The sequence below is a fragment of the Candidatus Synchoanobacter obligatus genome, assembly GCF_024259865.1.
Lineage (GTDB): Bacteria > Pseudomonadota > Gammaproteobacteria > Comchoanobacterales > Comchoanobacteraceae > Synchoanobacter > Synchoanobacter obligatus.
Genome location: NZ_JAKUDN010000002.1, coordinates 239,197 through 251,574, shown reverse-complemented (window position 1 = coordinate 251,574; position 12,378 = coordinate 239,197). Strand labels below are relative to the sequence as shown.

The following is a 12,378-nucleotide window of genomic DNA, read 5'->3' as shown; positions in this document are numbered from 1 at the left end:
ATACTAATTATTCAACCTCATAGTCACACGTATCTTGTTGAATGTCAAAAAAGCCGTAAAACAATGAAGCTTGCCTATTTCGCCCCGCTACACAGCGGCAACCTGCTCACAACCTACGGAATCATCCTGGTGTTATTGCAGCTCAAAACCAAAATAAACAAGCTCCAGATAACATATTAGCACCTTATTTTTTTTTGGCAGATGTTTCTTTTATTGCAAAGCCTCATATTTTATGACAAGGTGATACACAATCAATGGTTTCAACATGTATTTACAAATTGCCATTAAAAACTTTAGTCAACAAACACTCACCTATCGAAGCCATATGGCAACACAAAACCTGATTGGTTATCGAGTCATCGTCCCCTTTGGCAAGACTGAAAAAATAGGCCTGGTGGTGGGAACTGAGCCCAATACCTCTTTAGACGCTGATAAGATTAAGCGTGTCCTCAAAACCCTAGATCAATCCCCCCTCGTGCTTCTTGAGCACCTACAGTTTTTAACCCGTCTAAGTCAATACTATAAAGTGTCACTAAACCAATTGGTATTGGCGGCCCTACCCAGCACGTTATTGGACCCTGAATATCCGTGTGACCAAATCTATTATGGCCGTCACCATCCTGGCCAAACCGCTGCTCAAATCAAAGCACTCAATGCCCTAGAGACACCGATAACCTTTACTGACTTACAGCTGGTGTTACGTCCAAGTATGGCACAAACACTGATACAGCAAGGATCATTAATGCCTTGTAAAGGAGAAAAAAAGCCGGTGACCCATACAGAGTTACCCACACTGACTGATGCGCAAAAAAGCGTATTTGATGCCATTCAACAGCAGGCTCCAGGACCGCATCTACTCTGGGGGATTACCGGAAGTGGTAAAACAGAAGTGTATATACACCTTATCCAAGAGGCGCTCAAACGTCATAAGCAGTGTTTAATCATGGTACCTGAGATTGCACTTACGCCGCAAATACACCAAAAAATAGCTCAGAGGCTGGCGCTTGATCCGGTGTCACTTCACTCACTACAGCCGCCCCGAAAACGGACCAGTTATTGGATGAAAGCAAGACATGGTGATGCACACGTTGTCATTGGAACCAGAAGCGCCCTGCTATGCCCAATTGACCGTTTAGGGCTTATTATCGTTGATGAAGAACACTCTGATGCTTATCGACAAGAAACGCCATTTTTCTTCTCAGCAAGAGATGCCGCTATTTTAAAAGCCGCCATACTCAACATTCCTGTTATCTTAGGCTCTGCTACCCCCAGCTTAGAAACCTTACACAATGCACAACAAAACCGCTATCACCTCCATGAACTCTTGTGCCGCTATAATGCATCAAAACCTAGTATTTCACTGGTCACGGTGGAAAAAGATCAATATATTGCAAACAGATTAATACCGATTGTTACTCAAGCCTTAGCCAATGACACGCATGTCATGCTCTATATCGGAAAAAGGGGCTATTCAAGGCTATTACGATGCCATCACTGTGGCTATCAAGCCTGCTGCCCTGCTTGTGAACGCCCCTTAATCAAACATCAAACAGGCCGCATGCATTGTCACAACTGTGATAGCAGCCACCCCTCAATAACGGACTGCCCTTCATGCCAACAGGCAGAACTCAGCCAATATGGTGCAGGAAGTCAAAAAATTGTTGAAATAGCTGAAGCTTTATGGCCCAACCACCCTACCCTACGGGTTGACACCGATGCCATGAACAAATTAGATGCTGGTAATGTCTTACAGTCACTCAATACTGCTCCTGCAACGATCATTGTTGGCACCCAAATGCTCACCAAAGGCCATGATATCGAGCGCCTCAATACGGTCATTGTGGTGAGCGCAGATCACATGCTGTTCTCGCCAGACTTTCGTGGAGAAGAGAAGCTCTATGCTGAGCTAACCCAGGTGATTGGCCGCAGCGGCCGACGTCAGACACCGGGAGTCACTTATATTCAAACACAACACTCAAAACACCCTTTGTTTGAGCACCTTAATCACCGTAAAACCATGTATGACTACTTGCTACACAAACGACAAGAGTTTATGCTTCCACCTTATCAATATATGGCATGTATCTTTATTCATGGCCCAGAAGCCAAGCTTAAATATTTAAACCATATGCGGCTTTCCCAATATGACCTGTGCCAAATCATCGGGCCCGTTCCCTATCCTGCTGGGAAAAAGAAAACCCATGTTTGCTATAAAGTCATGATATCCAGCGAATGCCGTACCGCTCGAGGGCAATGCTACCTGCAGATTCTCAAGGCGTTATCGCCACAACTTCCTAAAACGGCAACCCTGACGGGACAAATAGACTCACATTTATCCCCCTAAACCTAAAATATTCGTTATAATAAACTATCTGACACTAGGGATGGCATGAAGTTTATCGCAAACAGTTTCTTAAAAAGAGCAGGCACTCACCAACTTGCAAACATGGTCTTTCAAGAAACCGGCGTCCAGACAATTGACTATAGCCAGCTAAGCTATAGCACCTTAAATATTTGGACTCAAACAACCATTCGCTGGACCATCTTATTGGCAACACCCTATATGCTAGAAAGAACCAAAAAATTAAAAGCCCTCAATCCTGAATATGAACCCAGCTTTGATGCCTTCATAGATGTTCTAGGTGTTTCCACATTCGAGCAAGCTGAAAGCTTAATCAAAAAAATCGATACACTCTGCTTAAAAGCAACCAAAGAACACTTTCCAGATGCTTTAATTGACTTCTTGTACCCTCCTGATACCGGCCCCATAGAAGACATCCTCTCCCACATCATTGACAAAGGGGCCACCGTCAATATTGAGTTATTGTCCCCAATGTTCACGACACTGGCGCTGAATTTGTCATCAAAACCCAAAGACATACTCAAACCACAAACGCTCTCCCATCGTGACATGGAATTTATTGCAGAGTTTCTCATATACCTTGAAAAAACACCAAAGCACCTTGACATGATTGTCTCCAACATAGGCAGTGATATAGGAACCAAACTGATGCTGTTATCCTTTCAGCCAAAGAGTGACATCTATTTGCTAGAGTGGGATACCCAAATGATACAGGGCTGTTTTGACAACCTCGAACAATCTAACGACATCCTTAAAAAAGATCCTGGTGCTGCTCAAGCCATTCTAGACAGTATCTTAGAAGACCCTCAGGCATAAATCTTTTGAAAATGTTGATCGACATGCACAACGGGCTTCTGAGTATAGGCGTGAATATAAGAGGCTCTCTTCTCAATATAATGCGCAATCGGTGTTTGTAATAAGTCTTCCAGATGGCTAATCACCACAACCGCATCAGCTTGGGACGCTTCGTCCCAAATGTCTGAGAACAAAACATCATGACAAATGAGCAATAACACTGAATGTTTCCCAACGTGCATGAGCCTTGAATGACCTGCTGGTGCATAACCTGCCTCAATCCCTGGCAACAAGTGCCGCTTGACTGACATCCCCTGAACCGTCCCAATCCCCACACTGGCATGCCAAATGCCATGGGGTGTTTGAAGTCGTCGACTGACAATAGCATCCCCTATAATCACCTCATGGCCCATCCCTTCTGGGTATATCGTGACATCTTGCAGCCAAGACGGTGGCTGACTGTTGGCTCCCGACGCTAAAAACAATGAAATCAAACATAAAAACCGCTGTGCCCAATCTTCCCCAACATAATGCAGTAACCATAAAAATATCATGCTAACGGCCTCCCCTCCAAAGGCAATGACATGCTCCCATGGGGTATAAACCACGATTGATGTTATGTGAAAAAAACCAACCCCCGCTGCTTCCCAAAGATAACTCGCCAACCACAACCATAAAACACATGACATATAGTTGTCTTGCCGTGATCTGAAATAGACATATCCACCTATGTAACAACACCAGGCAAGAGCATACCCTCCTCCAAGCCCTGCCACATACCAAAAAGCATTGCCTTGCTCTTGTACCAAAACGCTGTAATATAATGGGCAGTATAATAAAAGTGGCAAGGTGACTGATAATGACAACCCCAAAAATTGCTGACGTAGGTTATGGGAATGGCGAGACAGTCCGTATAGCGCTACCGCTATCCCAATAGCGTTGCCATACATGAGCCCCAACTGGAAGCAAACACCGATAGCAAGAATGGTACTATTGTGCCTGATAGACCAACTGGTTTGGTGAAGAGAGGTGTTCATTGAATACATAGCCGTCTTCTTGATATGCCAACAAGCCTTCAGGATGTTCAATACGATTGGTCAGCATATACCGCAGTATCTTTCCGCGCATACGCTTGGCTTTCACCGCAACCACTTTAAACTTTCCGTGCCGATCTTTATCTTGAAAGACAACATCTACCCAAATACTGCCTTCCGGTTTCACAACCGCTTGCGCATATGCCTGAGAGGCCAAGTTAAATATAAAATCTGGCTTGTTTTTTGATAGCTCAAGGCTGATGGCTTCCTGCCAAAATCCTGCCAAACCTCTATAGCCAGGCAGACGACTGGTCATTTCTAAACGGTATGGCCATATGCCATCCAAAGGTTTTAACCACCCATAAAAAGCAGACACAATTCTCAAATGCTCTTGCATAAAAAGCAAATCATGATCATTTAAACTGGATACATCTAAGAACTTAAAAACATCCCCCTGATACAAATCAATCGCTGCAACAGCCTCGGACGCTTGCATGCCTTTTTGCTGAAGGGTTTGAAAATCTTCCCAAGACTTTTGGCCAATATCCTGACTAACTGCCAATATCTTTGTTAATGTTTCCCGATCTAGCGCTGAGATGTCAGCCAATAAATCTTTGGCCTGAGCCAGCCCGACCGGCTGGCCCTGAGACCTATTTTTTTCAGGAACATTTTGCCTCTTAGCAGGAGAAATAATGATCATGCTTAAACATCAATGTTATCCGCCATCATGGCATGTGAGGTGATGAACTCTTTACGTGGCTCAACAACATCCCCCATCAACATAGAGAACAGCCTATCTGCCTCAATCGTGTCTTCAACCGTTACCTGAGTCAACGTCCTAACCTCTGGGTCCATCGTGGTTTCCCACAGCTGTTCAGCATCCATTTCACCAAGCCCTTTAAAGCGCGTGACTGCAATGCCTTTTTTGGCTTGTGCCATTAATAACGCAATAGCTGCCTCAAGATTTGCTACATCATGCGCCTCTTCCCCAACCATAACCCGCAAATCAGCTTCACAAACCTCACTCACCTTTTCAGACACCTTAACAGCTTTCTGATACGTTGAGGACAGCATAAACCCTTCATCAAGTGTGATCGTCTTCTCAGCCCCGCTAACACTCTTCATGTCGACCTTTATGACGGACTCCTCAAGACGGATATCAAATGAATAGACCGGATGCTTCAAACGCTCAGCCTGCTGCTGAAAGCTTGCCATAAAACGTTTTTGTTCTGCAGTATCTTGCAACACCAMTTCTGTTAATGGGGAGGTTTGCATCAATACCTGATAAAAAATAGGTGGCACTTTTTGCCGCATATGTTCTGCAGCTTTCTCAGCAGAATAATACCCCATAATTAACTCACGAAGCAGCTGCTCAGAGACCACACCCTGCTGACTTTTAAGTGCACAAAAACCTTCAATCTCGCCCAACAAGTAATCATAGAACTCATCATCATCTTTCAAATAAAGCTCCGACTTACCTTTCTTGACTTTATACAATGGTGGATTGGCAATATAAATATGCCCCCGCTCGACAAGCTCTGGCATCTGTCGATAAAAGAAGGTAAGCAGTAATGTACTAATATGCGCACCATCCACATCTGCATCGGTCATGATAATCACCCGATGGTATCTTAGCTTATCTGGATTATAGTCGCTTTTGCCAATACCACAGCCCAGCGCTGTGATCAATGTTGCAATCTGCTCCGAGCCTAACATTTTGTCATAACGGGCTTTTTCAACATTCAAGATCTTACCCCTTAATGGCAAAATTGCTTGAAAACGCCTATCCCTTCCCTGTTTGGCTGAGCCTCCTGCAGAATCCCCCTCAACAATACATACCTCAATCATCGATGGATCTTTCCACTGACAACCTGCAAGCTTAGAGGACAATGCGGCATCCAGATTGACCCCTTCTGCCTTTCGGGTCATTTCCCTAGCCTTTCTTGCAGCATCGCGCGCACGCGCTGCCTCATGAATCTTTTGCAAAACAGCATCAGCAATCTTTGGATTCTCTTGCAAGAAATCCATTAGCTGATCACAAACCTCTGCCTCAATGACCTTCTTAACCTCAGATGACACCAATTTTCCCTTTGTTTGAGATGAAAACTTCGGATCTGACATCTTAATCGACAACACAGCAGTCAAACCTTCTCGGACATCATCGCCCAAAATAGACGCTTTCTTTTTATGGTCAACCTGGTATTTATTAATGGTTCGTGTTAACGCTGTCTTAAGCGCCGCCAAGTGCGTTCCCCCATCTTGCTGAGGAATATTATTGGTATAACAAAAAATATGCTCCTGATACGCTGTTGTCCACTGCATAGACAACTCAAACCCAACCCCTTGGCTCTCTCCTTCAACATACACAATCTTTTCATGCAAGGGCGTTTTGCTCTCATTCAAGAACTCTACAAACTCTGCTACCCCACCCTTGTAATGATAGACATCTTCTAACAAATCATCCTGATCTCTACTGTCCAAAAGCTTAATATTAATCCCTTTGTTCAGGAATGCCAGCTCTCTCAGACCTTTGACCACCGTGGAACGGAAGAAATTAATATGAGAAAAGATCTCCGCACTTGGATGAAAGCGCACCTCTGTGCCCGTTTGCTCAACATTTTCAGTGAGCTTCGTGATCTCAGGCTTGCTTGGCTCGCCATTCTCAAAACGCTGCTGATACCGAACACCATCACGATGAACAATCAAATCCAACCAATCTGACAATGCATTAACCACCGAGACACCCACACCATGCAGGCCCCCTGACACCTTATACGCATTATTGTTAAACTTACCCCCTGCATGAAGAACCGTCATAATCAATTCTGCAGCCGGCACTTTTTCCTCAGAGTGCATATCAATCGGAATACCCCGACCATCATCTTTAACCCGCACCGAGCCATCAGAACACAGCTCTACCAAAATTTCTGAACAGTGACCGGCCAACGCTTCATCAACAGCATTGTGAACCACTTCATTAATCATATGGTGCAGCCCTGAGCCCTGCTCATCGTCTGTGTCACCAATGTACATCCCAGGACGTTTCCTTACAGGATCAAGCCCTCTCAATACTTTAATGTCGCCAGAACTATAGGTCTGCTGTGATGTTTGGTCCTCATGTGCTGACATTCAATCTCCTGCTTGTTGTATATATAGCCACAACTATACCATAAAACCGCCGGCTCTCCAAATAAGATCTGCATCCAGCACATACAAATACATTAACAAGGCTCTGCCTTTGTTGTCAACGCAAAACCTCGCGCTCCTAAACCCGCCCTAAGCCCCAGTTCCTGGCATAAGTTTGGGCTGGCCACTGCCAAATTTACCGACTCACTCCCTTTAAAGGCCGCCTGCTTCAACACTCCAGACTCCCAAGAAAATAGCTTGGCGTAATCTACGAACATCAACCAAATACTCAGGGGGGCGGATGCGGAAAGCGCGTCACTGTATGTACATCACCTTGCGCTACGCCTGAATAAAAGCCCCTGCATCAACAGTATCGCTTTTTTCATAAAAACCCTCAGTAATTATATTACACAAACAGAATCACATGAAGTCAGAATAAAATAAGACCTTAAAAACCAACCCTATAAGATAATACGATCCACGTGAAACACCTCACCCCTTGGAAGAACCGCAAAATCAGGCATACTGATGCTGCTCACAAAATATTGCCCATCAGACAACAGCAACTGGTTGAGTATTTCTCTGCTGTTGGTATTGTCCAGCTCTGCCAGCAAATCATCAATCAAAACACATGGCTGAATGCCAGATTTTAACATGCGCATCTGGTGTAATATAATTAACGACAAATAGGCTGATTTAAGCTGACCTTGAGACAGAATATCCGGCAAGTGTTCACCCTCGCTTTTCAATACCCAATCAGCGACGTGAGGCCCTATGGTTGTTCGGCCGAGCGCTTTGTCTTTATAGCGCACGGCATCGAGAGCGGCCATGAATCCTATGCTTGAAGAGAAGCCTTCAGTATACTGCAAACCAACATTAGCCATAAACGGAAATTGAGCAACAATGCCCAAAGAATCCATCTGCGAATAGACCGCTTTTCGGCACATTAAAATCTCACTTGCCTCCGAGGCCATTAGGCGCTCCCAGGGAGCCAGGCCTCCGTCAACCTTCAGTCCGGCGTTCCGGTGTCTCAAGGCACCCATGTAGCGCCTTACAGAGGCCATATAGCAGGGTTTCACGTGGAACACGAGCCAGTCTAAAAGCCTGCGGCGAAACTGAGGCTGGGAAAAGTAGCATCGGTAGCTATGGCTGTCTACAAACAAAGATGGGAATATTGCAGCAATCTTAGAAAAAGAGGACTTGTTGCCCTGGTGAAGCACTTGAGTGATGGATTTTTTTCTTTGGATTGCTATTTGATGCAGCATTCCATCTTTTTCAATTTCAGCACGTATAATAAAACCAGACGCCCCTTTTTTAATCATTTTGTCTGCAGAGCTTGCACGAAAAGAACGCGCAAAAGAAAGGTAGTGGAGAGCTTCCAATATCGAGCTTTTACCGCTGCCGTTACCCCCTACAATATAGTTTAAAGTAGGGGATGGACGTATATCAATATTGACAGAACGAAAGTCTGAAATCTGCAGTCTTTTGAGCATTAAAGGGTGAGCGGCATAATAACATATGATGCAAAATCACCCTCAGGCGCCTCAACAAGAACACCTTGCATGGTGTCAGAAAACTGGAACTTGCAAAACTCTTCAGGGATAACATTTAATACTTCTAATACGTAGTTAATATTGAATGCAACAGAGCGAGACTTACCTAGGTATGAGACAGGTATCATGGATACGGCCTCTTCTTGATCAAAGTTGCTACTCACAATTTTAAGGGCGTTATTCTCAAAAAAGAAGCGCGCTCCTTTAAACTTTTCATTGGCCAAAATTGCCACTTTATCTAAGGCATGCTTCAATGCTTTTCTGTCCACAACCGCCACATCTGAAATAGAGGAGGGGATCAGCTTTTGATACTTTGGATACTGGCCTTCAATCAAGTTTGACTTCAATGAAAAATGTGCAGCCCGAACCTCTACCGCTTGCTCTGAGACGACAATCTCTAGAGGCTCATCCAATGGCCTCAAAAGCTTTGCCAACTCCAAGACTGTTTTTCTAGGCAAGATTGCTTGTATTGGCTTTAAAGGCTCTTGATCTGTCTCGACCCGACTCCATGACAAGCGATGACCATCCGTCGCAACACAACATACTTTGCCCTCATTACAGGAAAACAGCATCCCATTCAAAAAGAACCTAGCGTCCTGGTAAGCCATTGAAAAAGAAGAAGATTCTATGTTTTCTTTTAAGGACTTTTCTGTCATTCTCACACTTGAGCCTTCTTTTAACGCGGGAAGGCGAGGGAAGGAGTCTGCCGGCAAAGTTGCCATTCTAAACTGAGCATCGGTGCTTTTAACGACGAGCCACTCAGAAGACTCGTGAAACTCGATGACGGCACTTTCTGGCAAAGCACGACAAATATCCAACAGCTTCTTACAAGAGACCGTGATCGCAAATGGGCGCTCTGTTGGCGATATTAGGTTTGCTTCAGTCTCTACCTCAACTTCTGAGTTAGATGCCAGCACAGAGAGGCTGGAGCCGCTTGAGGACAATAAAACATGCGACAGGATCTGCATGACCTGTGATTGCTCGACTGCGCCAGACACTTGCTTTAAAGCATGTAATAACTCACTGGCATTAATATGCATCAGACAAACTGCTTTTGTCGACGTTTCTTGCATGACTATACTCCTAATGATTTAATAAAATTCTCAATAAATTTTCATAATCCGATTTTAACACCGGGTCTTCTTTTAGTAATTGCACGATTTTTTTACACCCGTGCATAATTGTTGTGTGATCTCTGCCGCCGAACAGCCTACCAATTTGACTTAAGCTCAAATCTGAACAGGTTTTCGCCAAATACATTGCCAATTGCCGAGGCCTAGCAACTGTACGCTTTCGGCTCGTCCCAGTTATCTCAGAAATGCTTAATTTATAATAATGTGCAATCGCCTTTAAAACACTATCGACATTAACCGAGCGCTCCTCAACATCAATCATATCTCTAAGCGCCTGCTTCGTAAACTCTAAAGTAATAGGCTGCCCCAAAAAAGAAGCATTGGCAATCAAACGCTTCAACGCCCCCTCTAGCTCACGTACATTCGACTGTATCCGATCTGCAATAAAAAAGGCCACATCTTCCGGCAACCGAACCCCTGACATCTTCGCCTTACTTAACAAAATCGCCACCCTAGTTTCCAGCTCAGGTGGATCAATACCCACCGTTAAACCCCAGCTAAAACGTGACTTCAACCGACTTTCTAAGCCTTCCAATTCTTTCGGAAAGCGATCACTGGTTGCAATGATCTGCTGCCCAGCATCTAACAAGCTATTCATGGTATGAAACAGCTCTTCTTGAGAGCGAATCTTTTTAACAAAAAACTGAATGTCATCCAACAATAGTACACAATTTCTATACTGGTTCTTAAAAGCCTCCATGGTGTTTTTTTGCAAGGCCCGAATCATCTCTGAGACAAACTGCTCAGAGTGAACATAACAAACCCGCTGCTGAGGATCTTCTTGCTGAATATAATGACCAATTGCCTGCATCAAATGGGTTTTTCCAAGCCCAACATCACCATAGATTACCAGAGGGTTATACACCACTCCCGGATTTTCAGAAACCTGCCTTGCTGCTGCATGACCGAGCTCATTACCACGCCCAACAACCAATGACTCAAAGACAAAGTTCGGGTTTAGAGAGCTGGCTTCAGTTTCAGCAGCCGGAACAACAGGCTCCTCAATCTCTGGGGATTCAGCATCCTCTTCCAGCACCAACCGTAATGACAAAGACTGAAATTGCGGCTGATTGGCCAACACCTCTTCTTTTAACATACCAATATACTTGGTCGTGAACGAGTGCTTCATATAACGGTTCGGAAACACCAACTCTAAACAGCCCTCATCCGTCACCCTAGACTGGATAGGCCGAATATGGGTTTCATACTCATCTTCACCCAAAACGGACTGAAAATAAGTTTGAGAAAAACCCCATAATTGTTCACATACCATAAAATTGCTGACTATTGATTAAGACCGTGATTAATTCTAGCAGTACCAAAAAAATATACCAGAGTAGGGCACGACCAATTAACTTATATTATCATTTAAACAAGTTTATCATCACCTTAAGAGCCCACAGCGATCATTAAATCTGAGACGCTTCAAACCAATGGTGCAAAATCAACCGAGCACTCTCGGCATCGATACGTCCCTTTTCAAGGCCCTTAAAGCCCTTATCTGTAAACAAGTTATCTCTTGCTTCAACCGTGGTTAAACGCTCGTCTGCCAACACAACCGCTATTTTTGGGTAGCGCTGCCTTAATTCCTGCGCAGCACGATCCACCAAATCCGTTAGCTTAAATCGACTACCGTCAGCCTTTAAAGGATAGCCCAGAACAATTGTTTCAGGCATCCACTGAGACACCAAACGATCAATTTCCTGCCAGCTTGGGCTGCCCTGGTCGGCCTTCACGGCACAAAGTGCTTGGGTCGTCATCGTTATCGTGTCTCCAGCGCCAAAGCCCCATGATGTCGTCCCAAAATCAATGCCCAAACAAATCACTGCCAAGTCACTTCTGCTGCGGGCTGAGACACCAAGCGATAAAAATCAATGCCCGCGTTCTTTAAAACATAAGGAATGCGGCTTTCTGCCGGAACGCCCGACGGCAGAACATAGTTTGACCCAACCAAGAGCCAGTCGCCTGAACGAATTTGAGACATCAGTGCGGAAACTTCCCATATGCATTGCCCAGAAATAAACATACACTGCTTCAGCTGGGATTCTGTCAACTTTGACAAACGATCCGTGATGTGCAGCTCTCCATTTATTAAGTGAGAAAACGCAATTAAGCGCTCTACCGCATTAGGCCCGCCCTGCCATACAATACGGTTTTGCAAATACTTAGGATACGCCAAATAATCCCCAACCGTTTTTTCTTCAGGGCAGGGCTTATTGATAATAACCCCTGAAACCGTTTCGCGGTCAACTTGGTACAAATAGACCAGCGCACCACGCAAACCATCTTGCGTAATGCTTGGTGATGCGACCAAGTACGAGCCTTCTAATAAGTATATATTTTCCATAGCGACCATATTACACTTATTTCGTCAC

Annotated in this window: 11 protein-coding genes; 2 read left to right on the top strand and 9 right to left on the bottom strand. The window is 44.6% G+C overall.

Features of this window, described 5'->3' with window-relative positions:
• Positions 1–265 precede the first annotated feature (265 nt).
• Positions 266–2,344 carry a replication restart helicase PriA gene (priA, locus tag MKS91_RS02975; RefSeq protein WP_258569355.1) on the top strand — a complete coding sequence of 693 codons (2,079 nt, stop codon included), beginning with the start codon at positions 266–268 and terminating at the stop codon, positions 2,342–2,344.
• Positions 2,345–2,389: 45 nt separating this feature from the next.
• Complete coding sequence (locus tag MKS91_RS02970; protein WP_258569354.1) at positions 2,390–3,178, top strand: hypothetical protein; 789 nt, start codon at positions 2,390–2,392, stop codon at positions 3,176–3,178.
• Here MKS91_RS02970 and MKS91_RS02965 read toward each other — a convergent pair.
• The 9 genes from MKS91_RS02965 to MKS91_RS02925 form a co-directional block, all read right to left on the bottom strand.
• Positions 3,169–4,203 carry a hypothetical protein gene (locus MKS91_RS02965; RefSeq protein ID WP_258569353.1) on the bottom strand — a complete coding sequence of 345 codons (1,035 nt, stop codon included), beginning with the start codon at positions 4,201–4,203 and terminating at the stop codon, positions 3,169–3,171. The two genes, MKS91_RS02970 and MKS91_RS02965, sit on opposite strands and share 10 nt — an antisense overlap.
• On the bottom strand, positions 4,148–4,891 hold the full coding sequence (locus MKS91_RS02960; protein WP_258569352.1) for a YaaA family protein: 744 nt from the start codon (positions 4,889–4,891) through the stop codon (positions 4,148–4,150). Before MKS91_RS02960 ends, MKS91_RS02965 begins: the two co-directional genes overlap by 56 nt.
• A 2-nt stretch (positions 4,892–4,893) precedes the next feature.
• Positions 4,894–7,320 carry a DNA topoisomerase (ATP-hydrolyzing) subunit B gene (gyrB, locus tag MKS91_RS02955; protein ID WP_258569351.1) on the bottom strand — a complete coding sequence of 809 codons (2,427 nt, stop codon included), beginning with the start codon at positions 7,318–7,320 and terminating at the stop codon, positions 4,894–4,896.
• Between the two features lie 92 nt (positions 7,321–7,412).
• Positions 7,413–7,598 (bottom strand): hypothetical protein, encoded by a 186-nt coding sequence (locus tag MKS91_RS02950; RefSeq protein ID WP_258569350.1) that lies wholly within the window; start codon positions 7,596–7,598, stop codon positions 7,413–7,415.
• A gap of 180 nt (positions 7,599–7,778) precedes the next feature.
• Complete coding sequence (gene recF / locus MKS91_RS02945) at positions 7,779–8,810, bottom strand: DNA replication/repair protein RecF (protein ID WP_258569349.1); 1,032 nt, start codon at positions 8,808–8,810, stop codon at positions 7,779–7,781.
• Entirely contained in the window at positions 8,810–9,943 is a 1,134-nt protein-coding gene (gene dnaN, locus MKS91_RS02940) for a DNA polymerase III subunit beta (protein ID WP_258569348.1), read from the bottom strand. The genes recF and dnaN overlap by 1 nt, the downstream gene beginning before the upstream one ends.
• A gap of 10 nt (positions 9,944–9,953) precedes the next feature.
• Positions 9,954–11,276, bottom strand: coding sequence for a chromosomal replication initiator protein DnaA (gene dnaA / locus MKS91_RS02935; RefSeq protein ID WP_258569347.1), 1,323 nt, complete (start codon positions 11,274–11,276; stop codon positions 9,954–9,956).
• A gap of 136 nt (positions 11,277–11,412) precedes the next feature.
• Positions 11,413–11,829 carry a Holliday junction resolvase RuvX gene (ruvX, locus tag MKS91_RS02930; RefSeq protein WP_258569783.1) on the bottom strand — a complete coding sequence of 139 codons (417 nt, stop codon included), beginning with the start codon at positions 11,827–11,829 and terminating at the stop codon, positions 11,413–11,415.
• Positions 11,826–12,350: a YqgE/AlgH family protein gene (locus MKS91_RS02925; protein WP_258569346.1), complete on the bottom strand. Its 525-nt coding sequence runs from the start codon at positions 12,348–12,350 to the stop codon at positions 11,826–11,828. The genes ruvX and MKS91_RS02925 overlap by 4 nt, the downstream gene beginning before the upstream one ends.
• Between the last annotated feature and the right edge of the window lie 28 nt (positions 12,351–12,378).